This window comes from Xanthomonas sp. DAR33341, from assembly GCF_003992815.1.
In the GTDB taxonomy this organism is placed as follows: Bacteria; Pseudomonadota; Gammaproteobacteria; order Xanthomonadales; family Xanthomonadaceae; genus Xanthomonas; species Xanthomonas cissicola.
Map to the genome: position 1 here is coordinate 154,016 of NZ_QEYV01000038.1, position 24,268 is coordinate 178,283.

The 24,268-nt window shown below is 66.5% G+C and carries 22 protein-coding genes and 1 other RNA gene; 20 read left to right on the forward strand and 3 right to left on the reverse strand.

Going from position 1 to position 24,268, the window contains the following annotated elements:
* Positions 1-5 precede the first annotated feature (5 nt).
* On the forward strand, positions 6-1,589 hold the full coding sequence (locus tag EO156_RS20095; RefSeq protein WP_016848675.1) for a transglycosylase SLT domain-containing protein: 1,584 nt from the start codon (positions 6-8) through the stop codon (positions 1,587-1,589).
* A gap of 403 nt (positions 1,590-1,992) precedes the next feature.
* Here the strand turns inward: EO156_RS20095 and asd are convergent, their stop codons facing one another.
* Both asd and EO156_RS20105 read right to left on the reverse strand, forming a co-directional pair.
* Complete coding sequence (gene asd / locus EO156_RS20100) at positions 1,993-2,835, reverse strand: archaetidylserine decarboxylase (RefSeq protein ID WP_011051788.1); 843 nt, start codon at positions 2,833-2,835, stop codon at positions 1,993-1,995.
* On the reverse strand, positions 2,832-3,482 hold the full coding sequence (locus EO156_RS20105; RefSeq protein WP_005914307.1) for an SCO family protein: 651 nt from the start codon (positions 3,480-3,482) through the stop codon (positions 2,832-2,834). Before EO156_RS20105 ends, asd begins: the two co-directional genes overlap by 4 nt.
* A gap of 80 nt (positions 3,483-3,562) precedes the next feature.
* On the opposite strand from EO156_RS20105, the gene prmB reads away from it, so the two are divergent.
* The 9 genes from prmB to EO156_RS20150 all read left to right on the forward strand — a co-directional run bounded on the left by prmB (position 3,563) and on the right by EO156_RS20150 (position 12,282).
* Positions 3,563-4,489, forward strand: coding sequence for a 50S ribosomal protein L3 N(5)-glutamine methyltransferase (gene prmB, locus EO156_RS20110; RefSeq protein WP_005920215.1), 927 nt, complete (start codon positions 3,563-3,565; stop codon positions 4,487-4,489).
* A gap of 10 nt (positions 4,490-4,499) precedes the next feature.
* The gene (aroC, locus tag EO156_RS20115; protein WP_011051786.1) at positions 4,500-5,603 is read left to right on the forward strand and encodes a chorismate synthase; all 1,104 of its coding nucleotides are present in this window, start codon (positions 4,500-4,502) and stop codon (positions 5,601-5,603) included.
* Positions 5,596-6,669, forward strand: a complete 1,074-nt coding sequence (locus tag EO156_RS20120) for a D-glycerate dehydrogenase (protein WP_016848676.1) — start codon at positions 5,596-5,598, stop codon at positions 6,667-6,669. The genes aroC and EO156_RS20120 overlap by 8 nt, the downstream gene beginning before the upstream one ends.
* An 83-nt stretch (positions 6,670-6,752) precedes the next feature.
* Complete coding sequence (locus EO156_RS20125) at positions 6,753-7,778, forward strand: aspartate-semialdehyde dehydrogenase (protein ID WP_016848677.1); 1,026 nt, start codon at positions 6,753-6,755, stop codon at positions 7,776-7,778.
* A gap of 50 nt (positions 7,779-7,828) precedes the next feature.
* A non-coding RNA gene (locus tag EO156_RS20130) (sX9 sRNA) lies at positions 7,829-7,905 on the forward strand.
* Positions 7,906-8,333: 428 nt separating this feature from the next.
* The gene (locus EO156_RS20135) at positions 8,334-10,265 is read left to right on the forward strand and encodes a FimV/HubP family polar landmark protein (protein ID WP_029829196.1); all 1,932 of its coding nucleotides are present in this window, start codon (positions 8,334-8,336) and stop codon (positions 10,263-10,265) included.
* Entirely contained in the window at positions 10,262-10,669 is a 408-nt protein-coding gene (locus EO156_RS20140) for a VOC family protein (protein WP_016849570.1), read from the forward strand. Before EO156_RS20135 ends, EO156_RS20140 begins: the two co-directional genes overlap by 4 nt.
* Positions 10,670-10,843: 174 nt before the next feature.
* On the forward strand, positions 10,844-11,617 hold the full coding sequence (truA, locus tag EO156_RS20145) for a tRNA pseudouridine(38-40) synthase TruA (RefSeq protein ID WP_003485510.1): 774 nt from the start codon (positions 10,844-10,846) through the stop codon (positions 11,615-11,617).
* A complete protein-coding gene (locus EO156_RS20150; RefSeq protein WP_003485511.1) occupies positions 11,614-12,282 on the forward strand; it encodes a phosphoribosylanthranilate isomerase in 669 nt (222 codons plus the stop codon). The genes truA and EO156_RS20150 overlap by 4 nt, the downstream gene beginning before the upstream one ends.
* 178 nt (positions 12,283-12,460) lie before the next feature.
* Here the strand turns inward: EO156_RS20150 and EO156_RS20155 are convergent, their stop codons facing one another.
* Positions 12,461-13,387: a LysR family transcriptional regulator gene (locus tag EO156_RS20155; RefSeq protein ID WP_016849571.1), complete on the reverse strand. Its 927-nt coding sequence runs from the start codon at positions 13,385-13,387 to the stop codon at positions 12,461-12,463.
* A 105-nt stretch (positions 13,388-13,492) separates the two neighbouring features.
* Here EO156_RS20155 and trpB point away from each other — a divergent pair, with 105 nt between their 5' ends.
* The 10 genes from trpB (at position 13,493) to EO156_RS20205 (ending at position 24,095) form a co-directional block, all read left to right on the forward strand.
* The gene (gene trpB / locus EO156_RS20160) at positions 13,493-14,710 is read left to right on the forward strand and encodes a tryptophan synthase subunit beta (RefSeq protein WP_016849572.1); all 1,218 of its coding nucleotides are present in this window, start codon (positions 13,493-13,495) and stop codon (positions 14,708-14,710) included.
* Between the two features lie 44 nt (positions 14,711-14,754).
* On the forward strand, positions 14,755-15,135 hold the full coding sequence (locus EO156_RS20165; RefSeq protein WP_016849573.1) for a hypothetical protein: 381 nt from the start codon (positions 14,755-14,757) through the stop codon (positions 15,133-15,135).
* A gap of 43 nt (positions 15,136-15,178) precedes the next feature.
* Positions 15,179-15,985, forward strand: coding sequence for a tryptophan synthase subunit alpha (trpA, locus tag EO156_RS20170; RefSeq protein ID WP_005914293.1), 807 nt, complete (start codon positions 15,179-15,181; stop codon positions 15,983-15,985).
* A 264-nt stretch (positions 15,986-16,249) separates the two neighbouring features.
* Positions 16,250-17,137 carry an acetyl-CoA carboxylase, carboxyltransferase subunit beta gene (gene accD / locus EO156_RS20175; protein ID WP_003485520.1) on the forward strand — a complete coding sequence of 296 codons (888 nt, stop codon included), beginning with the start codon at positions 16,250-16,252 and terminating at the stop codon, positions 17,135-17,137.
* Complete coding sequence (gene glmM / locus EO156_RS20180) at positions 17,134-18,483, forward strand: phosphoglucosamine mutase (protein ID WP_016849574.1); 1,350 nt, start codon at positions 17,134-17,136, stop codon at positions 18,481-18,483. The genes accD and glmM overlap by 4 nt, the downstream gene beginning before the upstream one ends.
* Positions 18,484-18,606: 123 nt before the next feature.
* Positions 18,607-19,545: a 2-oxoglutarate and iron-dependent oxygenase domain-containing protein gene (locus EO156_RS20185; protein ID WP_016849575.1), complete on the forward strand. Its 939-nt coding sequence runs from the start codon at positions 18,607-18,609 to the stop codon at positions 19,543-19,545.
* A 206-nt stretch (positions 19,546-19,751) separates the two neighbouring features.
* Positions 19,752-20,435 carry a methylamine utilization protein gene (locus EO156_RS20190; protein WP_016849576.1) on the forward strand — a complete coding sequence of 228 codons (684 nt, stop codon included), beginning with the start codon at positions 19,752-19,754 and terminating at the stop codon, positions 20,433-20,435.
* A complete protein-coding gene (locus tag EO156_RS20195) occupies positions 20,432-22,798 on the forward strand; it encodes an EAL domain-containing protein (RefSeq protein WP_005914288.1) in 2,367 nt (788 codons plus the stop codon). The genes EO156_RS20190 and EO156_RS20195 overlap by 4 nt, the downstream gene beginning before the upstream one ends.
* Positions 22,795-23,667 carry a DUF3034 family protein gene (locus tag EO156_RS20200; RefSeq protein WP_016849577.1) on the forward strand — a complete coding sequence of 291 codons (873 nt, stop codon included), beginning with the start codon at positions 22,795-22,797 and terminating at the stop codon, positions 23,665-23,667. The genes EO156_RS20195 and EO156_RS20200 overlap by 4 nt, the downstream gene beginning before the upstream one ends.
* Positions 23,667-24,095 carry a group 1 truncated hemoglobin gene (locus tag EO156_RS20205; RefSeq protein ID WP_005914286.1) on the forward strand — a complete coding sequence of 143 codons (429 nt, stop codon included), beginning with the start codon at positions 23,667-23,669 and terminating at the stop codon, positions 24,093-24,095. Before EO156_RS20200 ends, EO156_RS20205 begins: the two co-directional genes overlap by 1 nt.
* Positions 24,096-24,268 lie beyond the last annotated feature (173 nt).

Here is a 24,268-nt window from a genome sequence, read left to right on the forward strand (position 1 = left end):
CTACGATGCCGCTCGCTCATTTTGGTTTGCGCCCATGGCCTGTCCTGGCCGTGGTGGCGCTGATGTCTGTCGTCCCCGCCGCCCACGCCATCTCCAAACGCGACACGGAGAAGGCCGCCGCGCTCGATGCGCGCATGGCCGCCGCCGAAAAGCGCTATCGCGATGCGCTGGTGCTGGTGAACAACTCCGACCCCAAGGGCACTGCCGAAGGCGATGCCGCGCTGGAGGACATGGAAGACATCATCGACGCCTGCATCAAGCAGCGTGGTTGCCTGGTGTCCAATCAGTTGGCCACCTACAAGCGACTGCTCAAGGCGCGCGCCGATGCCGAGGCGCCGGCCGCCGAAGATCCGGAAGACGACGACACCCTGTTGCAAGCCGACCCGGACCATCTCGGCCCGGCGTCGAACGGCGTGCCCGAGGCCGCGCGTGCCGCCACGCTGCTCAACGACCAGCGCCACGACTTCGACAAGATGGTGCAGTACAACCCGGCCGTGCAGGCCGGTATCCGGCGTTGGCTCACCGATATGCGCCCGGCGCTGCTGACCAGCTACGAGAACTACAGCAACCTGCGCGGCGTGATGTGGCCGGAATGGCAGAAGCGCGGCCTTCCCGAAGCGTTGCTGTTCGGCATCATGGCCAAGGAATCCAACGGCAAGGTGCACGCCAGCTCGCGCGCTGGTGCAGCCGGGTTGATGCAGTTCATGCCCGCCACCGGACGTCGCTTCGGGCTGGGCCCGGACGGCACCGGCTTCGATACGCGCTTCGATGCACGCAGCGCCGCCGAAGCCAGCGCCGCCTACCTCAACGAGCGCATGGCCGGGCTTAACCGCAGCATCGAACTGGCGCTGGCCGCCTACAACGGTGGCGAAGGCCGTGCCGCGCGCGTGTTTTCGCAGAGCGGCGGGCGCGGCTTCTGGGATCAGGACGTCTACAACCAGTTCCCGGCCGAAACCAAGGACTACGTGCCGATGGTGATCGCGGCGGCGTGGATCTTCCTGCACCCGCGCCAGTATGGGGTGGACTTCCCCAAGCTCGATGCGCAGCCGGCCACGCTCAAGCTGGCCAAGTCGACCACCATCTACGAACTCACCATCTGCCTGGGCAGCATGGGTACACGCGACGGCTACATGCGTGCGCTGCGCAATCTCAACCCGCGTTACGAATCCGATGGCTGGATTCCGGCCGGCACGGTCATCAATGCCACCAACCGCATCGTCAACCTCTACACCCGTTACTGCGTCAATGGCCCGCGTGCGGATCTGGCGCGCACCCTGATCACTGCCGATCTCAACAGCGCGATCGTGCGCAGCAGCAGCGCGCCCGAGTACGTGCCAAGCGTGGCGGTAGGCGATGTTAGCCAGATGGCGGGCGTCCCGACCACCGTCGCCACCGGTCAGCCGGCAGTTGCCAAGCCCAAGGCCAAGCAGGTGCGCAGCTACACCATCGCCCGGGGCGACACGCTCGGTCGCGTTGCGCAGAAATACCAATGCGAGATCAAGGAGCTGGCCAAGGCCAACAACTTGAAGGCGCCGTCATATGCGCTCAAGCCGGGTCAGAGCATCAAACTGGCGGGTTGCGATCGCTGAACCGTGCGCTGGCGGTGCCGTGCTGATCGCCGCACCCTCTAGACGGCGGTGCGCATCGGCCTGAACCCTGGCGTGGGGCAGGCCAGCCGCGCGAACGCCGTTTTTGCTAGCCCGGCACGGGCAGCGTGTTTGCAGTCGAAGGTTTGGCAAACGGCGCGCGGGTGCGCGACGCGTTGTCGGGAATGCTTCGTCGCGGCCAGGTCCGCTCCTACGATGGTGGCGAGCGCACGACAAGCCCGGTTGCGGTAGGAGCGGACCCGGCCGCGACGAAGCCGTGCAAATAGCCCGTTTTATGCCGGATGTTCTTCATCTGAAGCTGAGCAAGATGGCGTGCGCGTAGGGCGGCGCATCGTCGGGAATGCCTGGCCGTGCCAGGTCCGCTCCTACGAGGCGTCGTTGCAATTCACTGACGACGGGCGAGTGCCTGGCCAAGACGAACCGATGTTTCGGCCGCAAGTCCGCCATCGAGCGTGGCCACACCCGGCGGCAGCAACACGATCACGGTCGAGCCGTAGTTGAAGCGCGCCATCTCCGCGAACTTCTCCAGCACGACGCCCTTGCCGCGATAGTCCTTGCGCGTGATGCGGTCGCCATAGCGCGGAATCTCCACGCCGCTCCAGACCGTCTCCACGCCCGAGACCAATAACGCGCCAACCATCACCGAAGCCATCGGGCCGAACTCGGTGTCGAAGTGACACACCAGCCGCTCGTTGCGCGCGAACAGGCGCGGCACCTTGCGCACTGCATCCGGGCCCACACTGAACAGCCGGCCGGGCACGTGCACGGTTTCGCGCAGGGTGCCGGTCCACGGCATATGCACGCGGTGGTAGTCCTTGGGCGACAGATACACGGTGGCGAACACGCCGTCGTTGAATGGCGCTGCCGCGGCTTCGTCGCCGAGCAATTCTGCAGCAGTGAACGACTGCCCCTTGGCCTGGAAAATGCGGCCGTTCTCGACCGGGCCGAGCTGGCTGATGCGGCCGTCGGCCGGCATCAGCACTGCCGAAGGGTCGGCATCCGGCACGCGCGCGCCGGGCTTCAAGGCGCGGGTAAAAAACGCGTTGAAGGTGGGGTAGGCGTGCGGATCCGGCTCCTGCGCTTCACTCAGATCCACACCGAACTTGCGCGTCACCGTGTCGATCAACCACTGCTTGGTGGACGGTGTCTGCGAATAGGCCAGCGCGCGTGCCAGCGACGACAGCAGCCGGTGCGGCAGCACGTAGGTCAGGGAAGTGACAAGACTCACGGAGCGGTTACCTTGGTCAGCTGTTGGAGGTCGGCGGCAATCGCCTTCGGGTCGAGCGGGGGGCGGATCAGGCCGGCCAGGCGGCCCTGCGGATCGAGCACGGCGATGCCGGCCGAGTGGTCCATGCTGTAGTCGTTGGGATTTTGCGCATAGCCCTTGCCAGGGACCTTTTGGAACACGAAGCCCAGCGCGGTGGCGAAGCGCTCCAGCGCCGGCACGTCGGCAGTGGCGGCCAGGGTGTCCTTGTGGAAGGCATGCGCGTACTCGCCCAGGCGCGCAGGCGGATCGCGCTGCGGGTCCACCGACACGAACAGCACGCGCGGGCGCAAGCCATCGGGAATGGCTTCCCATTGCTGTTGCGCCACCGCCAGATCGGTCAAGGTGGTGGGGCAGACATCGGGGCAGAACGTGAAGCCCAGAAACACCAGCGTCCAATGTCCCTTGAGCTCGCCGGGCACCAGTTGGGTGCCGTCGGACTGGCGCAGGCTGAATTGCGGCAGCGGGCGCGGCTGCGGATAAAAGGTGATGGTCCTGGTGGGTGGCCATGGCGAACTGGGCGCGCCGCCAAGGAACTTCTGGCCCAGCAACATCCCCAGGCCAGCGGCCAGGGCCACCAGCAGCACGATGCCGGTATTGCGATTGAACATGGCGGTTTCCAGTGCAACGGACGCTCATGATACCGATCCGACCTCTATAATCGGGGGCCGATTCCTCTTTAGTTGTTGCCATGACTGCCGCCGCGGCCGACGAACTGCACACCATCATCGACCTGATCCGCTACGGCACCAGCCGTTTCAATGCAGCCGGTCTGACCTTCGGCCACAGCTACGACAATGCGTTGGACGAAGCCACCCAACTGGTCCTGCACAGCCTGCATCTGCCGCACGATCTGGGTCCGGCCTATGGCCAGGCGCGCCTGCTGCGCTCGGAAAAAGAGCAGGTGCTCGGCCTGTTCGAGCGCCGCATCAGCGAGCGCGTGCCGGCGGCGTACCTGACCGGCGAGGCCTGGTTTGCCGGCCTGAGTTTCAAGAGCGATGCGCGTGCGCTGGTGCCGCGTTCGCCGATCGCCGAACTGATCGAAGCCGGCTTCGAGCCCTGGCTGGGCGGCCGCGAAGTGACCCGAGCGCTGGACCTGTGCACCGGTTCGGGCTGTATCGCCATTGCGATGGGCCACTACAACCCGCAGTGGGACGTGGATGGCGTGGATATCAGCGACGATGCGCTGGCGCTGGCGGCCGAAAACAAGGCGCGCCTGCATGCCGACAACGTCACCTTGCTCAAGTCGGACCTGTTCAGCGGTCTGGGCGGTCGCCAGTACGACCTGATCGTCACCAACCCGCCCTACGTGACCAACGAGGAAACCGACGCGCTGCCGCAGGAGTATTCCTACGAGCCCGAACTCGGCCTGCGTGCCGGCGACGATGGCCTGGACCTGGTGCTGAAAATCCTGCGCGATGCGCCGCAGCACCTGAGCGAAGACGGCTTGCTGATCTGCGAGGTGGGCGAATCCGAGCAGCACCTGGTCAGGCTGTTGCCGGAAGTGGATCTGGCCTGGGTCGAGTTCAAGGTCGGGCAGATGGGCATCTTCGCGGTGGAATGCCGCGAATTGATCGCCCACGGCGCCCGCATCGCCGAGCTGGCCGCGCAGCGATGAGCCTGCGCGCATGAGTGCCAATTCGTTCGGCAAGCTGTTCACTGTCACCACCTTTGGCGAATCGCACGGGCCGGCGATCGGCTGCGTCGTCGACGGCTGCCCTCCCGGCCTGGAGATTGCGCCGGAAGAGTTCACCCACGATCTGCAGCGCCGTGCCAGCGGCAAGAGCCGGCACACCTCGGCGCGCCGCGAGGCCGATGAGATCGAGATCCTGTCCGGCGTGTACGAAGGCCGTACCACCGGCACGCCGATCGGCTTGCTGATCCGCAATACCGATCAGCGCAGCAAGGATTACAGCAACATCGCCCAGCAGTTCCGTCCGGGCCATGCGGATTACACCTACTGGCAGAAGTACGGCATTCGCGATCCGCGCGGCGGCGGGCGCTCGTCGGCGCGCGAAACCACCATGCGCGTCGCCGCGGGCGTGATCGCCAAGAAGTGGCTCAAGCAACGGTATGGCGTGCTGGTGCGCGGGTTCCTGTCGCAGCTGGGCGAGATCCGTCCCGCTGGTTTCGACTGGGATGCGGTGGAAGACAACCCGTTTTTCTGGCCGCATGCCGCGCAGGTGCCGGAGCTGGAAACCTATATGGACGCGCTGCGTAAATCCGGCGATTCGGTCGGTGCGCGCGTGGACGTGGTGGCCGGCGGCGTGCCCGCAGGCTGGGGCGAGCCGATCTACGGCAAGCTCGATGCCGAACTTGCCGCTGCGTTGATGAGCATCAATGCGGTCAAGGGCGTGGAGATTGGCGACGGCTTCGCCAGCGCCGCGCAGAGGGGCACCGAACACCGCGACCTGATCACCCCGGAAGGCTTTCTCAGCAACCATGCCGGCGGCATCCTGGGCGGGATCTCCACTGGCCAGGCGGTCACCGCCTCGATGGTGCTCAAGCCCACCTCCAGCCTGCGCCTGCCCGGCGCCACGGTGGATGCCGATGGCAGCGTGGTCGATGTGATCACCACCGGCCGGCACGACCCGTGCGTGGGCATCCGCGCCACCCCGATCGCCGAGGCGATGATGGCGCTGGTGCTGATGGATCAGGCGCTGCGCCACCGTGCGCAGTGCGGCGATGTAGGTGAGGTGTCGCCGCGCATTCCCGGACAGGTCGATGTCTGACGGCCGTCGCGCCAGGGTGTGGGTCAGCCAGCCGTTGTTCGACGATGTCGTCGCGCAGCTGGGCGAGCATTTCGAGCTGACCACCACGCAGCGCGTCAGCGCGTATTCGCCGGCCGAACTGGCCGCGCAGCTGGCACCGCTGGACGGCGCCCTGATCACCCTCAACGAGCGCATCGGCGCGGCCGAAATCGCGGCGGCGCCTCAGTTGCGCGCCATCGCCAATGTCGGCGTGGGCTACAACAATCTGGATCTGGATGCGCTGAGCGCGGCCGGCATCCTGGCCAGCAACACGCCCGACGTGCTCACCGAAACCACGGCCGACCTGGGTTTTGCGTTGCTGATGGCCACCGCGCGCCGCATCACCGAATCCGAGCGCTGGCTGCGCGACGGGCAATGGGGGCAATGGTCGTTCAAGACCATGCTCGGTGCCGATATCCATGGCAGCACGCTCGGCATCCTGGGCATGGGCCGGATCGGGCAGGGCATCGCACGGCGCGGCGCGCACGGCTTCGGCATGCGCGTGCTGTATCACAACCGCAGCCAGTTGCCGGCCGCTACCGAACAGGCGCTGGGCGCACGGTACGTGGATTTCGACACCCTGCTGGCGCAGTCCGATCATCTGGTGCTGGTGTTGCCATACACCAAGGACTCGCACCACATCGTCGACGCGGCGGCGCTGGGCAAGATGCGCGCCACCGCCACACTGGTGAACATCGCGCGCGGCGGCATCGTCGATGAGCTGGCGCTGGCCGATGCGCTGGCCAACGGGCGTTTGGCTGGCGCCGGCCTGGATGTCTACGAGGGCGAGCCGCGCGTGCGGCCGGAGCTGCTGGCGCTCAATAACGTGGTGCTCACCCCGCATATCGGCAGCGCCAGCCTGGCCACGCGCCGCGCCATGGTGCAACTGGCGGTCGACAACCTGATCGCTGCGCTGGGCAAGGGCCCGCATGCCGGCAATCCGCCGAGCGCGCTCAATACCGATGCAGTTGCCGCTGCCAAACGTGGCGGCACCGGCGTGGACGCGAAAAAAACCGGCGTCACCGGCGGCATTTCGACCAAACGATAGGGAACCTCCGCGGCCAGCGTTGGAGGTTCCCCGAACCCAGCGCGCAGTGCTTCCTCATTTCTCCTTTCGATAAAGACAAACTCATGAGCAACGAAAACCGTCGTTTCAACGTCGCGGTCGTGGGCGCCACCGGCGCTGTCGGCGAGACCATGCTGAGCATCCTGGCCGAGCGCAACTTCCCGGTCGCCACCCTGTACGCACTGGCGTCGGCGCGCTCGGCCGGCGGGCAGGTGGAGTTCAATGGCGGCAAGGTCGATGTGCTGGACCTGGCCGAGTTCGAGCCCGCCGGCGTGGATATCGCGCTGTTCTCTGCAGGTGGCAGCGTGTCCAAGGAATACGGCCCCAAGTTCGCCGCTGCCGGCGCGGTGGTGATCGATAACTCGTCGGCGTTCCGCTACGACGACGACGTGCCGCTGGTGGTCTCCGAGGTCAACCCGGAAGCGCTCAAGCAGCGCCCGCGCGGCATCGTCGCCAATCCCAATTGCTCGACCATGCAGATGCTGGTGGCACTGGGCCCGATCCACCGCACCTACGGCATCGAGCGCATCAATGTGGCGACCTACCAGTCGGTCTCCGGCGGCGGGCGCTCGGCGATGGAAGAACTGGGCAAGCAGACTAGCGAGCTGCTGAGCTTCCAGGACATCGACCCGCAGCGGTTCCCGGTGCAGATCGCCTTCAACCTGATTCCGCACATCGACGACTTCCAGGACAACGGCTACACCAAGGAAGAGATGAAGCTGGTCTGGGAAACCCGCAAGATCCTCGGCGACGACAGCATCCAGGTGAACCCCACCGCGGTGCGCGTGCCGGTGTTCTATGGCCACTCCGAAGCCGTGGCAATCGAAACCCGCGACAAGATCACCGTGGAAGCGGCGCGCGCGCTGCTGGCAGCATCGCCGGGCGTGGAAGTGGTGGACGAGCGCGCGCCCGGCGGCTACCCGACGCCGGTCACGCACGCCTCGGGCAAGGACGCGGTGTTCGTCGGTCGCATCCGCGAAGACTTTTCGCACCCGCGTGGCCTGAACCTGTGGATCGTCTCCGACAACATCCGCAAGGGCGCCGCGCTCAACGCCGTGCAGTTGGCCGAACTGGTCGCACAGGAAGGCTGAGGGTCGCGATAAAAGCGACCGCGCAGCCGCTATGCGGGCGTGGCCGGTGCAGGCATCACCCGGCCACAGCGGTGCCGAGCGCGCCGTCCGCACCCGCATGACGACCGGTCGAGACGTGTTGTTGGCGTTCTGGACCGCCGTGCACGTGCTGGAGCGTTCCGGCGCGCGACGATGCTTTCCAAAGAGGCTCACCGCGCGCAAGCGCTCCGGCAGGGTGCAGGTCGGCGCGTGGAAGGTCGGCTCGATTCTCAACCAAAGTTCAACCTGCAGGCGCGCTGCCCATCGCGCGCCTGCAGACATACGCACGTGCGCGTGTCGCCTCGCACCACGCAAACTGCCGACAAGCCGTTGCACGCTCGATGCCTCGCGCAGTGTCATCGCCCATTAGCGCGTGCCGGTTTGCATTGGCCACGCATGCATGCCGCACTGCGGCAGTGTCGCCGTCGCAGCGCTCTGCGTCACGGTACCGACTTTTTCGCTCATCCAGCGGCTATATTGATGCCCATGAAACATAGGGGCGGGGGCGCGATGCGTCCGATACAAGGCATAGGTGCGTTGCTGCTGATGGCCTGCAGCGGCGCTGCAATGGCGTTGGGACTGGGCGATATCCGGGTGCTGTCCAAGCCCGGGCAACCGCTGGTGGCCGAGATTCCGGTCATCTCCAACGAGCCGGGCGAACTCGACAGCGCGCGTGTGGCACTGGCATCGGCCACTACGTTTGCGCGCGTCGGCCTGGAGCGTCCGCAAGGGCTGGTCAGCAATCTGCAGTTCCAGTTCGCGCAGGACGCGCGCGGGCGTGCGGTGATCCGCGTGACCAGCAGCCAGGCGGTGGACCAGCCGGCGATCAACTTCCTGATCGAAGTGGAGTGGGGCCAGGGCCGGCTGGTGCGCGAGTATTCCGCCTTGGTCGATGCGCCCAACACCGCGGCCGCGATTGCCGAGCCGGCCATCGAAGCGCCGCGTGCCGGTTCCAGCAATGCGATTGCACGCGAGCCGGCGCCGGTCGCCGACCGCGCCGCGCAAGACAACGCCAGGACCGAAGCCGCCGCGCGTGCAACTGCCAGTGCATCTGCTGCGGCTGCCACGCAGGCCGGCGATGCGTTGCCGGCCGTGCGCGCGGGCCAGACCTTGTCGGAGATCGCCGCGGGGGTGGCGCGTTCCAGCGGGCATTCGCTGGACCAGACCATGCTGGCGTTGCTGCGCACCAACCCGGACGCCTTCATCAACGGCAACATCAACCGCCTGAAGCAGGGCGCGGTGCTGCGCACGCCGCAGGAAGATGCGCTTGCCCAGGTCGGTGCGGTCGAAGCGGCGGTCATGGTGCGCGAGCAGGCCGCCCAGTGGCGGCAGGCGCGATCGGCGGTGCCGCAACCGGCCGAGGCCGGCGCTGCCGCTGCCGCAACGCCGCCGGCCGCCACGCCTGCCGCAGCGGCCAGCAACGGCGCGCGGCTCGAAATCGCCCCCGCAGCGGCGAGTCAGACCAACAAGGCCGGCGTTACGTCCGGCACCAGTGCCGAAGGCGAGGGCGAGATGGCGGCCAATCAACAGTTGCAGCAGGCCAAGGAAGACATCGCCACCCGCGATGCGGAGTTGCAGGACCTGCGGAGCCGCGTGGCGGATCTGGAAAAGCTCAAGCAGCAACAGCAAGCGCTGATCGCCATGAAGGACAGCGATCTGGCGGCCGCACAGAAGCGCCTGTCGGAAACCCCTGCGGCCGCACAACAGGGGGGCGGTTTTCCGCTGTGGTTGATCGGCGGGCTGGTGTTGATCGTCGCCGCCTTTGTGGCGTGGCTGGCCGCGCGCCGGCGCAAGCCCTCACCGCTGCCGCCGTTGCCGCGTCGGCAGTTCGACTTCGTCCTGCCTGGCGCGCCGGTGCAGGCCGCCGAACCGCAAGAGGCGACGCAAACCGCCGAGCCCAGCGAGCGCGATGCGGTGCACGAGACCGAATTCGAGCAGGCCGATCGGCGCGACGAAGAGCGCGCCCAGGACGCGCACCAACCGTTGTCGGACGTGCTGCGTCGCGAGCCGCTGCCGTCTGAACCGGCTGCTGCGCCCACGGCGGTCAATAGCGACGATTGGCGTGCGCTGCGTGCCACGCCGCCGGTGGCGGCAACGCCGGCGCCGCATACCACGCCCGTCGACGAGGCGCAGGCTCCGCCGCACCTGGCGTCCGAGGCCGTGGAGACGAGCCACGCAGACGTCGCGCCTACGATCCGCGATGTCCCGTCTGCGGTGTCCCCTGTCGCGGTGGCCACGCAAGACAGCCTGGATTTCGAGCGTTCGCCTGCGACACCGGGTACCGCGCCCAGCCCGTCGGCCAGCAGCCGGGACGTCGCCTCGGCCGGGCGCGATCGCCTGGAACTGGCAGCGGCCTACCTGGACCTGGGCGACAAGGACACCGCGCGCGGCCTGCTGCTGGAAGTTGCCGCCACCGGCGACGACGCCACCCGCGCCGAAGCCGCCGAACTGCTGGAACGCCTGGCATGAGCCCGGCGATCGATCGCCTCCCGGCGCTGGAAAGTGACGCACGCGAGCGCCGGATCGACTATGTGGAGTTCGCATCCATCGATCCGGACGCCAGCCGTGCGTTCTTCGAAGCGGTGTTCGGTTGGCAATTCCAGGCCTACGGCCCGGACTATCTGGCCTTCAACGATGGCCGCCTGGACGGCGGCTTCTACCGTGCAGCCGCGCCAGCGCCGGACGAGGGTGGACCATTGGTTGTGCTGTATGCCGACGCGTTGGCCCCGGTGATCGAGCGCGTGCGTGGCGCAGGCGGGGTGATCGTCAAGCCGGTCTTCGGCTTTCCGGGCGGCAGCCGGTTTCATTTCCGCGAGCCCGGCGGCACCACGTTGGCCGTGTGGTCCGAGCGCAGCGTCGCGTCCGGCGACTGACCACGCGCTTGCGTGCCGGCCGCGCGCGCGTCGCAGCGGCTCGGCACACACCAGGCAATGCGGCTCGTACACTTCACCTTCTTTGCAGCGGCGGGGCTGTGCTGGCAATCGCCGGCGATGGCGGCAGCATGACCGGACGCAGATTTCATCGATTCACTCATAGGGCAGGTACCGATGCGTTACGCGCTGGGCGTGGAATACGACGGCAGCGAGTTCCAGGGCTGGCAGCAGTTGGGCGAGCATGGCGGGCCGAGCGTGCAGGCCAGCCTGCAGGCAGCTTTGTCGTCGGTCGCCGATGCCCCTGTGCAGGTGGTCTGCGCAGGCCGCACCGATGCCGGCGTGCACGGCGAATGCCAGGTGGTGCATTTCGACAGCGATGCGCGCCGCGAGCCGCGTGGCTGGATGCTGGGCACCACTGCGCGCCTGCCGCCGTCGATCGCCGTGCGCTGGTGCGTACCGGCCGCCGATGACTTCCACGCGCGCTTTTCCGCGCGCGCGCGTCGTTACCGCTATCGCCTGCTCAATCGGCAGATTCGCCCGGCCCTGTATCGGCAGACCCTGAGCTGGGAGCGTCGCCCGCTCGATGCCGATGCCATGCATGGCGCAGCGCAGGCGTTATTGGGCGAGAACGATTTCAGCGCGTTCCGCAGCGTGCAATGTCAGGCCTTGCACGCGCGCCGTCACCTGCAGGCCATCCATGTGCAGCGTATCGGCGAGGTGGTGGAGGTGCAGGTCCAGGCCAATGCATTCCTTCATCACATGGTGCGGAATATTGTGGGTTCGCTGATTTTGGTCGGTACCGGCGAACAGCCGGCCGACTGGATCGCGACGTTGCTCGCCGGCCGCGACCGCACTGTGGCCGGCCCGACAGCGCCGCCACAAGGTCTGGTATTTATCGGACCTCTGTATCCTGCAGAGTGGCATCTGCCTGCTGAGGTGACCCAATGAATCGATCGCTGTACCGCACCCGTATCAAGTTTTGTGGCATGACCCGCGCCGGCGATATCCGGCTGGCCGGCGAACTGGGTGTGGACGCGGTAGGTTTCATCTTTGCGCATGGCAGCCCGCGGCGCGTGGCGCCGGCCGAGGCGCGCGCGATGCGCCAGGCCACCGCGCCGATGGTCGATGTGGTGGCATTGTTTCGCAACAATTCGAAAGAAGAAGTGCGCGAAGTGGTGCGCACCGTGCGTCCGACCCTGTTGCAGTTCCATGGCGAGGAAGACGACGCGTTCTGCCGTAGCTTCAACCTGCCGTATCTCAAGGCGGTGCCGATGGGCAGCAGCGGCGTGAATGGCGAAGACGCCAACGCGCGCACGCTGCAACTGTCCTATCCCAATACCGCGGGTTTTCTGTTCGACAGCCATGCGCCCGGCGCTGGCGGCGGCACCGGCAAGACCTTCGACTGGTCGCGCTTGCCCACCGGCTTGCATCGTCCGTTCCTGTTGGCCGGTGGCATCAACGCCGACAACGTGTTCGACGCCATCGTGGCCACGTTGCCCTGGGGCGTGGATGTTTCCAGTGGCGTGGAGTTGGCGCCTGGCATCAAGGACGGCCACAAGATGCGCAAGTTCGTCGAGGAAGTACGGCGGGCGGATTGTCACGAGATGTCGTGAAGGTGGGGGTGGGGATTCGGGATTCGCAGCAGCGGCTACGCCAAGGCGTCTGAGCGCTGCTTGTTGCGCGCAGCGCCGCTGCGTCTGGGTCCACTGGGCAGTCGCTTCCTCCCTGCGTGTGTTCGCAATCCCCTGCTATTGGTGATGTGGCCATGTGGCGATCGCGCGCGATGGTGGCTCAGTTCTTCGCCACATTCATGGTCGAAGAGGTGTGCTGGTCTGTCGCCAGTGTTCTACCCAGCCAGCCGGCCAACCGTTCGATGCGTGGATCGGGGTTGCGCTTGGCGGCGCACAATACCCAGCGGCCATGCGTGGCGGCGAATCCCCACGGCGCCAGCAGGCGCCCGGCTGCCAGGTCCGCGGCGACCAACGGCTGCGGCGCAATCGCGATCCCCAGGCCAGCGGCAGCGGCTTCCAGCAGATACACCAGGTGCTCGAATTCGGTGCCGAAGCGCAGCGCCTCAGGTGCCAGCCCGTGCGCCTGTGCCCATTCCGGCCAAGCCTGCGGGCGCGAGCGGGTGTGCAGCAGCGCGTGATCGCCGAGCACGGCCGGGTCGCTCCCCTCGATCTGCAAGGTCGATGCAAGCTGCGGACTCAGCACCGGCCCAATCCACTCCACGCCCAGCGCGTGCACCTGCCATTCGCCCGGCCAGGGTGGGGTGTCCAGCAGCAGGGCGGCATCCAGACCGTCCAGGTCCGGTCCAGGCGGCTGTTCGCTGGCCGACAGATGCAGGCGCACGTCCGGCAGCTCTTGCTGCAGCAGTCCCAGGCGCGGAATCACCCAGCGCGCCAACAAGCTGCCCGAACATCCCAGCACCAGCGGCGCTCCGGCGGCCGGGCGTTGTAATGCCGCCCAGGCCTGACCAATCACGCCAAAGCCTTCGCCGGTGGCATTGCGAAGCCGAACCCCTGCAGCGGTCAGCATCAGGCCGCGGCCCTGGCGCGCAAACAGCGCGGTGCCCAATGCCTGTTCCAGCGAACGCACATGCCGGCTGACGGCGCCATGAGTGACGTGCAGTTCCTGGGCAGCACGGCTGACGCTCTGCAAGCGCGCGGCAGCTTCGAACGCGCGCAGCGCCGCCAACGGGGGAAGCGAAGCATTCATATGTGATTCCAGGTCACAGGTTGCAGCAATCTTATCGATTTATCCCATGCCGCGGCTGCGCTAGAGTGATGCCTCTCGTATGACGCATTGCTGCAGAGGATTTCCATGTCGGCCCAGCCCATCAGTGACTTTTACGCCTATCCGGATGCTGCCGGCCACTTCGGCAAGTTCGGTGGCCGTTTCGTCGCCGAAACCTTGATCGGCCCGTTGCAGGAACTGTCCGTCGCCTACGATCAGGCGCGGCAAGATCCGAGTTTCATCGCCGAATACGACAAGGACCTCAAGCATTACGTCGGCCGGCCCAGCCCGATCTACCACGCCGAACGGCTCAGCCGTGAAGTGGGTGGGGCGCAGATCCTGCTCAAGCGCGAAGACCTCAACCATACCGGCGCGCACAAGATCAACAACACCATCGGCCAGGCCCTGCTGGCCAGCCGCATGGGCAAGACCCGCATCATCGCCGAGACCGGCGCCGGCCAGCACGGCGTCGCCAGTGCCACCGTGGCGGCACGCCTGGGCCTGGAATGCGTGGTCTACATGGGCGCCACCGATATCGAGCGGCAGAAGATCAACGTCTACCGCATGAAGTTGCTCGGCGCCACGGTGATCCCGGTGACCTCCGGCTCGGCCACGCTCAAGGACGCGCTCAACGAAGCCATGCGCGACTGGGTGACCAACGTGCGCGACACCTTCTACATCATCGGCACCGTGGCTGGCCCGGACCCATACCCGCGCATGGTGCGCGACTTCAACGCCATTGTCGGCCGCGAGGCGCGCGAACAGATGTTGCAGGACTATGGCCGGCTGCCGGATGCGATCAGTGCCTGCGTGGGCGGCGGCAGCAACGCGATCGGTTTGTTCCATGCCTTCCTCAATGATCCGGGCGTCAAGATCTATGGCGCCGAAGCGGCCGGCGATGGCATCGCCACCGGCCGCCATGCCGCCTCCATCGCCGCCGGGCGCCCGGGCGTGCTGCACGGCAATCGCACCTATGTGATCTGCGACGACGACGGCCAGATCACCGAGACCCATTCGATTTCCGCTGGCCTGGATTACCCCGGTGTGGGCCCGGAGCATTCGTTTCTCTCGGACAGCGGTCGCGCGGTGTATCAGGGCATCACCGACGACGAGGCGATGGCCGCCTTCCATCTGCTGGCGCATACCGAAGGCATTCTTGCCGCGCTCGAGTCCAGCCATGCGGTGGCGCAGTCGATCAAGCTTGCGCGCGAGCTGCCCAGGGATGCCTTGGTGCTCTGCAATCTGTCGGGGCGTGGCGATAAGGATGTGCACACCATCGCGGCGCGCGAGGGGATCGCTCTTTAGGAGTGGCGGCGGCGACTTCTCTACCCGGATGCAGGGACGCGGCGATGATCGAAGGAATGCTCCAGTTGGTGGCCGAGGTGCTATTGCAGGCCTTGGCCGAGCTGCTGATCGAACTTGGCCTGCACTCTGTCGCCGAGTCGTTCGAGCGCAGGCCCTCGCCAGGACTGGCGGCAGTCGGCTACGCCATCGTGGGTGCGTTACTTGGCGGTGTCAGTCTCTGGCTGCTGCCGCAGCACCTCACTGCGACCTTTGGCGCGCGACTGGCAGCGCTAGTGATCGCGCCGCTGGTCGCTGGTGGCTTGATGGCCGCGCTTGGTGCGTGGCGTGCGCGCCGTGGCGACCCGGTGTTCCGCATCGATCGATTTTCCTACGGCTACCTGTTTGCGCTGTGCTTTGCGCTGATGCGGTATTTCTTTGCCGCCTGAGGTCAGATGGCGGCCGGCTTTCCTCCCTTGTTCGAGTGATTTCATGCGTCGTATCGATTCCTGCTTCGCCGAGCTGCGTGCCAATGGGCGCAAGGCACTGATCCCTTTCATCACCGCCGGCGACCCATCGTTGGAAGCCACCGTGCCGGTGATGCACGCGCTGGTGCGCGCCGGTGCCGATGTGATCGAGCTGGGTGTGCCGTTCTCCGACCCGATGGCCGACGGCCCCACCATCCAGCGCAGCTCCGAGCGCGCGCTGGCTCGTGGCGCTGGCCTGGCGTATGTGCTGGAAGCGGTGCACGAGTTCCGCCGCGAAGATGCCACCACCCCGGTGGTGTTGATGGGCTACCTCAACCCGATCGAGATCCATGGCACGCGACGCTTCGCCGAGGCCGCGGTCGCCGCGGGCGTGGATGGCGTGCTGCTGGTCGACCTGCCGCCGGAAGAAGCCGGCGAGACGCGCACCATCTTCACCGAGGTCGGCTTGGCGCTGATCGCACTGGCCTCGCCCACCACCAGCGAGCAGCGCCTGGATATGTTGTGCAGCACCGCGCAGGGCTATCTGTACTACGTCAGCTTTGCCGGCGTCACCGGCGCCTCCAATCTGCTCGACACCCACGCCGCCAGCGACCGCCTGCGCCAGCTGCGTCGGCGTGCCGGCGCGCCCGTGGTGGCCGGCTTCGGCATCAAGGATGCGGCCAGCGCCGCTGCCATGGCCGTGGATGCCGACGGCGTGGTGGTGGGCAGTGCCCTGGTCGCTGCTTTGGCGGAAGTGAGCGACGTGCGTAGCGCCCGTGAACGCGCAGAAGCGTTCCTGGCCCCCTTGCGCCAGGCGCTCGACCAGGGATGAGAACCGAGCGTCTCTCCCAACGCTAGAGGTATGGGGCGAAGGGGCGGGCGCAGGCGTAGCCAGTGCCTGCGCCGCATCGCGCCACGGCAGCCGCCGCGATCCATTCGCGGCCATCGCTTGCAGGGACATACCGCCGCCCAAGCCCGGAGTCTCTGCGCCAGACCCCGCATTCATGACACCGGCTACCTTGGCATTCCCACGGCGCGTTAGACTGTCGCCCCTCTGCGGCCCGCCAGGCCGCCCTGCATGGATTGTCATACACGCATGAGCTGGCTCAGCAAATTGATGCCCTCCGGCATCCGCACCGAAAACACCCCGGCCAAGAAGCGCAGCGTCCCCGAGGGCCTGTGGGAAAAGTGCAGCAATTGCGGGAGTGCGCTGTACGGCCCGGAACTCGAAGAAAACCTCGAGGTGTGCCCGAAATGCGATCACCACATGGCGATCCGCGCCCGCGCGCGCCTGAATTCGCTGTTCGACCCGGATACCGCGACCACTGAAATCGCCGCTCAACTCGGGCCGGTCGACGCGCTCAAGTTCAAGGACCAGAAGCGCTACGGCGAGCGCATCAAGGCCAGCCAGAAGGCCAGCGGCGAATACGACGCGCTGATCGCCATGCGCGGCACCCTCAAGGGCAATCCGCTGGTCGCCGCTGCGTTCGATTTCGCCTTCATGGGCGGCTCGATGGGGTCGGTGGTCGGCGAGCGCTTTGCGCGTGCGGCAGAAGTGGCGCTGGAAGTCGGCTGCCCGTTCGTGTGCTTTTCCGCCAGTGGCGGCGCACGCATGCAGGAAGGCCTGTTCTCGCTGATGCAGATGGCCAAGACCTCGGCCGCGCTCGGCCGCCTGCGCGAAGCCGGCCTGCCGTATATCTCGGTGCTCACCCATCCCACCACCGGTGGCGTGTCGGCCTCGTTCGCGATGCTCGGCGATATCAACATCGCCGAGCCGCATGCGCTGATCGGCTTTGCCGGCCCGCGCGTGATCGAACAGACCGTGCGCGAAACGCTGCCCGAAGGGTTCCAGCGCTCGGAGTTCCTGCTCGACCACGGCGCCATCGACCAGATCTGCGACCGCCGCCAGATGCGCGACCGCATCGCCGAGCTCACCGCGATGATGATGCGTCAGCCGCATCCGCAAGACGCCGACGCCGCATGAGCGCACGCAAGTATTTCGGCACCGACGGCATCCGCGGTCGGGTCGGGCAGGGCGTGATCTCGGCCGACTTCGTGTTGCGCCTGGGCAATGCGCTCGGCCGTGTACTGACCCAGGGCCGCAGCAAGCGGCCGCTGGTGCTGATCGGCAAGGACACCCGCATTTCCGGCTACATGTTCGAAGCGGCGCTGGAAGCTGGCCTGGTTGCCGCCGGGGCCGACGTGCAACTGATCGGGCCGATGCCGACCCCGGCCATCGCCTTCTTGACCAGCACGCTGCGCGCAGACGCGGGAGTGGTGATCAGCGCCTCGCACAATCCGCATTACGACAACGGCATCAAGTTCTTCTCCGCCGAAGGCGAGAAGCTCGACGACGCCACCGAAGCGGCGATCGAAGCGGCGTTGGACGAGCCATTCCACACGGTGGAATCGGAGCGGTTGGGCAAGGCCATCCGCACGCGTGACGCCATCGGCCGCTATATCGAATTCTGCAAGGCAAGCGTGGCGCGTGGTTTCACCCTGCACGGGCTGAAGATGGTGCTGGATTGCGCGCATGGCGCCACCTATCACATCGCACCCATGCTGTTCCGCGAGCTGGGTGCCGAGGTGGTGGTCATCGGCGCCGCGCCGGATGGGCTTAACATCAACGCCGGCGTGGGCTCGACCCATATCGATAATCTCGCCGCCAAGGTGCGCGAGTGCGGTGTGCACCTGGGTATCGCCTTCGACGGCGACGGCGACCGCGTGCTGATGGCCGATGACCAGGGCAACCCGGTCGATGGCGACGATCTGCTGTACGTGCTCGCGCGCTCGTGGCAGGCCAGCGGCCGGCTGACGGGTACCGTGGTCGGCACCTTGATGACCAATTACGGTCTGGAACAGGCATTGGCCGCGCTGCACATCCCGTTCCAGCGCGCCAAGGTCGGGGACCGCTACGTGCATCAGGCCCTGGTCGAAGGCGGCGGCACGCTGGGCGGCGAAACGTCCGGCCATCTGCTGTGCCTGGACCGTGCCAGCACCGGCGATGGCATCGTCAGTGCGCTGCAGGTGCTCGAAGCGCTGGGTCGCGATGGGCAGAGCCTGCGCGACGCGCTGACGAGCCTAAGCAAGGTGCCGCAGAAGACCGTCAACGTGCGCCTGGATGGTGGCGCCGCCAAGGCCGTTGTGGAAGCGGCCAACGTGCAACAGGCGCTGCAACAGGCGCAGGCCGCCGTACGAGGCCGTGGCCGCGCGTTCCTGCGCCCGTCGGGCACCGAGCCGGTGGTGCGGGTGACCGTGGAAGCCGACGACGCCGGCCTGATGCAGGACACGCTCGACCGGCTCTCGGGTGCAGTGCGTGACGCGGCGTGAGTCGATCGTCATTGGCATCTGCGTGGTCATCGCCAAGGCCGCGACGTTTTACCTGTTGTATCGCCTGCTGATCTGACCCGCAGGTTTCTCTCGACCTTTTCGACCTTGACTGCAGACATCCGTATGAGCGCGCGCATTCCCACGCTGGACATCACCCGTTTCGACACCGATCGCGACGCCTTCGTCGCCGAGCTCGGAGCGGCTTATCGGCAGTGGGGCTTTGCCGGCATCCGCAATCACGGCATCGCCCAGGCCGACATCGACGCCGCCTACGAAGTGTTCAAGGCGTTCTTCGCGCTGCCGGAAGCGACCAAGCGCCGTTATCACGTGGAAGGCAGCGGCGGCGCGCGCGGCTACACCGCGTTCGGCGTGGAAACCGCCAAGGATTCCAAGCACTTCGATCTCAAGGAGTTCTGGCACATCGGCCGCGAGATTCCGGACGATTCACCGTACCGCGCAGTGATGCCGCCGAACCTGTGGCCCAGCGAAGTGGCTGGTTTCCGCGAGCGCGGCTACCAGCTGTACCAGCAACTGGATCAACTGGGTTCGCGCGTGCTGTCGGCGCTGGCGCTGCATATCGGCCTGCCGCAGGACTACTTCGTCGACAAGACCAACAACGGCAATTCGATCCTGCGGCCGATCCATTACCCGCCGATCACCAGCGACGACATCCCCAACGTGCGTGCCGGCGCGCATGGCGACATCAATTTCATCACCTTGCTGGTGGGTGCCAGTGCCGCCGGCCTGGAAGTGCGTTCCCACGAGGGCGAGTGGGTGCCGTTCACGGCCGACGCCGACACCATCGTGGTCAACATCGGCGACATGCTGCAGCGCCTGACCAACCATGTATATCCGTCCACCATCCACCGCGTGGTCAATCCACCGGGAGAGCAGGCGCGCCAACCGCGCTATTCGGTGCCGTTCTTCCTGCACCCCAATCCGGATTTCCTCATCGACGTGCTGCCCTCGTGCATCAGCGCGGACAATCCCAGCCGTTATCCGGAGCCGATCACGGCGCATGGCTTCCTGGAAGAGCGTCTGCGTGAAATCAAGCTGAAGTAATCCGGCGCGTCGGGACGCGTTGCGCGGCGCCAATAGCCGCGCCCGCAACACGACCGGTGACCGGCGCCGCATTTTTGTTCATAAAATTCCGCACGCGCCTGGTTAAAGCTTGCGTTCACTCGGGCCGATAACCGAGGCTAATCGCTAGCGCGACGTCGGACTCGCCTGGCGCCCGCTGCCGATTGCACAGGGCTGGGGGCGTGCGCATGCGATGGATCAAATGGCTGGGTATCGTGTCGGTGCTGGCGGCCTGTGCCGCCGCAGGATCGGTGTCGGCGACAGCGGTCAATGTGACCGTCGCCGATGCAGGCGGCGTGCTGGTCGATGCGGTCGTGAGCCTGGAGCCGGCGCGGCCTGCTCCGCCGACCGCGACCAGGACCGCGGAAATGGATCAGGTCAATTCGCAGTTCGTGCCTGCCGTGCTGGCAGTGCGCACCGGTACCCTGGTGCGCTTTCCGAATAACGATCAGATTCGCCATCAGGTGTATTCGTTCTCTCCGGCCAAGCGCTTCGAGCTGCCGCTGTTTCAAGGTACCACCGCGACGCCGGTGCGTTTCGATCAGGCGGGCGTGGTCACCATCGGCTGCAATATCCACGATTGGATGCTGGGGTACATCGTGGTGCTGGAGACCCCGTATTTCGGCAAGACCGGCAGCGATGGTCGCGCCCAGCTTGAGGCGCCTGCGGGCAGTTACACGCTGCGGGTCTGGCACCCGCGCATCAAGGGCGCTGCCAGCAGCGAGCCGTTGGTGATCGCGCGCGAGCCAGTGCAGCGCCGCGTGACCCTGCAGACCACCGGCGCCGAGCCGGCCGCGGCGCCACCGGATGCGCGCGTGCGCGCGCTGCAGGACAAGTTCCGTAACGCCGACCCGAAGAAGCCGCGCCCATGAGGTCGATGCGTCTGCATACCCGCATCGCGGCCTTGCTCGTGCTGGTCGTGCTTGCCACGCAGGCGCTGACATTCCTTGCCGTGCAGGTGGCGACCGAGCGCAGCGTCAAGGCGCAGCTTGGCGAAGAGCTGGAGATCGGGCAGCGCGTCTGGCAACGCATCAACATGCGCCGCGACGAACAGCTGCTGCAGTCGGCGTCGGTGCTGGCCGACGATTTCGGGTTTCGTGCGGCCGTGGCCAGTGGCGACGTGCCGACCATGCAATCGGCCCTGCGCAATCACGCCGCGCGCATGTCGGCGCAAACCGCGCTGTTGCTGTCGCCCGATGGCGAATTCCTGACCGGCCTGGCCGACGTACCGCAGGCCGAACAATTGCGTGCGGTGCAGGCCTTGCTGCAACAAGCGCAGCGCGATGGACGCGCGGTCGGTGTGGTGGCGCTGAATCAGCACATCGTGCGGTTGGCAGTGGTGCAGGTGCTGGCGCCGAACCGGGTCGGCTGGATTGGGATCGGCAACGAATCCGGCGATGGCCTGGCGCAGGATTTCCGCACCACCACCGGGCTGGATGCGACCTTCTTCACCGATGGTCCACCGGTGCGCGTGCTGGCCTCCACCCTGGAGCCCTCGGCGCGCGCCCAATTCGCGCAGCAACTGCCCCTGGCAGCGAAGGTGCAGGCTGCATCGATCCCGCTGACGCTGGACCAGTCGCGCTATCTGGTCAGGCTGCAATCGATCCAGGGCGACAGCCAGGTGCGGGTGGCGTTGCAGGCATCGCTGGATCGTGCCATGGCGCCGTACCGCAGCCTCAAGCTGCGTATCCTGCTGCTGGCAGGCTTGGCCACGGTCGCGGCATTGGGCGTGGCGATTGTTCTTGCGCGCAGCGTGAGCAAGCCGGTTGCCCAACTGGTCCAGGCCGCACGGCGCATTCAGCGCGGCGATTACCGCACCGCCGTGCAGGTGCCGCCGGGCCGCGAACTCGCCGAACTGGCCGACAGTTTCGGGCGCATGCAGCACCAGATCGCCAGCCGCGAACAGCACATCCTGCATCAGGCCCGCCACGACGCCTTGACCGGGTTGCCTAACCGCATCTGGTTGCTGGAGCGCCTGAAGGACGTGGTGGATCAGACCGTCGCATCCGGTGGCACCGCCGCGGTGCTGATCCTGGATCTGGAACGCTTCAAGGAACTCAACGACAGCCTGGGCCACGACTTCGCCGACCAGGTGCTGGTGGAAGCCGGGCGCCGGCTCGTCGATGTCGTGCAAGAGCCCAATCTGGTGGGCCGGCTGGGGAGCGATGAATTCATGGTGGTGGTGGCGCAAGCGGATGCGGCCAGCGTGCAGCAGGATGCGCAGCGCCTGCTGCTGCAGTTGCGCCGCCCGCTGGTGTTGCCGCAGGCGCGCATCCAGCTCGAAGCCAGCATCGGCATCGTCTTGATTCCCGAGCACGGCGCCGATCCGGACACCTTGTTGCGCCGGGCCGACATCGCACGGCGGCAAGTCGGTACGACAGCCACCTTCGGCGCCAGCGTCTACCGCATGGGCCAGGACGAACAGCATCTGCGGCGTTTGCGCCTCACCGGCGATCTGCGTCAGGCCATCGGCGCCAATGAACTCACCTTGCGCTTCCAGCCCAAGATCTGTCTGCGCACCGATCATGTCGAACAGGTCGAAGTGCTGGTGCGCTGGCATCATCCGGTGCTCGGGCCGATCGGTCCGGACGAATTCATCCCGCTTGCCGAACACTCCGGCGTGATCCATCCGCTCACCCGCTTCGTGCTGGACCAAGCGCTGCGCTGCCAGGCGCAATGGCGCAAGCAGGGGCTGCAGCTGGGCATGGCCATCAATCTGTCAGCACTGGATCTGTCCGATCCCGGTTTGCCCGACTTCGTGCGCGGCTGCCTGGAGCATCACGCCGTGCCAGCGCAGTCGGTCACACTGGAATTGACCGAAAGCGCCTTGATGCGCGATGTCGAATTCGCGCTGCACATGCTGCATCAGTTGCGCAGTGTCGGAGTGCGCCTGTCCATCGACGATTTCGGCACCGGCTATTCCTCGTTGGCACAACTCAAGCGCATGCCGGTGGACGAATTGAAGATCGACAAGAGTTTCGTCATGCAGTTGGCCGACGGCACCGACGATGCCTTCATCGTCCGCAGCACGATCGATCTGGGGCATAACCTGGGGCTGAGCGTCATTGCCGAAGGCGTCGAAAACACCGCCGCCCTCGCGCTGCTGCGCGGCTACGGCTGCGACATGGTGCAGGGCTATCTGTATTCGCCACCGCTGGAAGAAGCGCCGCTGGTGGCCTGGTGCATGCGCCAACTCGGCATGACCACGCCAGCACATGCAGGTGTGCAGCGATGAGCGGGCATCTGCGTGTCGCGCTGCTTGCTGCTGCGGTGGCCGGGGTGTTCGCGCCGCTGCATGCCCTGGCCGGCGACGGGCGCCTGCTCGCCACCGGCGGCGTATCGATGATCGAAGGCAGTAGTGGCGGCGGCATCGTGCCGTGGGCCACCTTGTCTGGGTACGGCACGCGCGACGAGCTTGGCACCGTCGCGTTCGCAACCCACGTCGACAGCGGCGATTACCGTCTCGACGTGCAGGGCGCCGCGCTCACGGTCGGCAACCGGCTGGAGCTGTCGCTTGCCCGCCAGCGTCTGGATCTGGGCACTCTGCAGGACCAGCTCGGCTTGCCGTGGAATGCGCTTGGCCAGGACGTGTTCGGCGCCAAGGTGCGCTTGGCCGGCGATCTTGTGTACGGACATGCGCCGCAAGTCAGCTTGGGCGTGCAATACAAACGCCTGCGCAACGGCACCTTGCCATTGGCGATCGGTGCGCGCGACGACCACGGCACCGACATCTACCTCAGCGCGAGCCGCTTGTTGCTGCAGGGCGCCGCGGGATATCAGCTGCTGCTCAACGGCGCCTTGCGCGCTACCCGCGCCAACCAGGCCGGTTTGCTCGGCTTTGGCGGCGATCGCCGCAACAGCTATCGTCTGGTGCCCGAGGTCAGTGCTGCAGTGGTGCTGTCGCCGTCCTGGGCGGTGGGTGTGGAATATCGCGACAAACCCAATAACCTCGGTTTCGCGCGCGAGCAAGCGTGGGCGGATGCATTCGTCGCCTGGTTCCCCAATAAGCATGTTTCGTTGACCGCCGCCTGGGCCGATCTTGGCGATATCGCCACGCTTGCCGATCAGCGCGGCCCTTATCTCTCGTTGCAGGTGGCGTTCTGATGAACCGATGGCTGCGCTGGTCGTTGCTCTGCATGCTGGGCCTGACGAGCGCCTGCGCCAGCACGCAGTCGCGGCAGACGCTGTACGACGAACTTGGCGGGCAGGCCGGCATCGAAGCACTGGTGGAAACCATGCTCTCGCGCATCGCCGACGACCCACGCATCGTCGATAAATTCGCGCGCGTCAATATCGTCATGCTCAACGAGCGCCTGGTGCAGAAGTTCTGCCATGTCGCCGACGGCCCATGCCCTGATACGGCCAAGTCGATGCAGCAGGCGCACGCGCACCTGGCCATCCGCGAAGGCGACTTCAATGCCCTGGTCGAGGATCTGAACTGGGCCATGGATCAGCGCAAGATTCCGCGCCGCACGCAAAACCGCCTGCTGGCGCGCCTGGCGGCCATGCACGGCGAGATCGTCAATCACTGAAGCCAGCGGGTGGCGTTAGCGCTGGCGTAGGGCGCGTGAGCTGATGTCGATTTGGACGGGCATGCGCTGCATCCAAATCACCGACGCTCGATACATGCGCTTGCGTGGTCATCGCAAGCCCTGCGGTCGCCCAGGTTGAAGTCACGCACGAAGCGCTGCCGAGCACGGGCGAT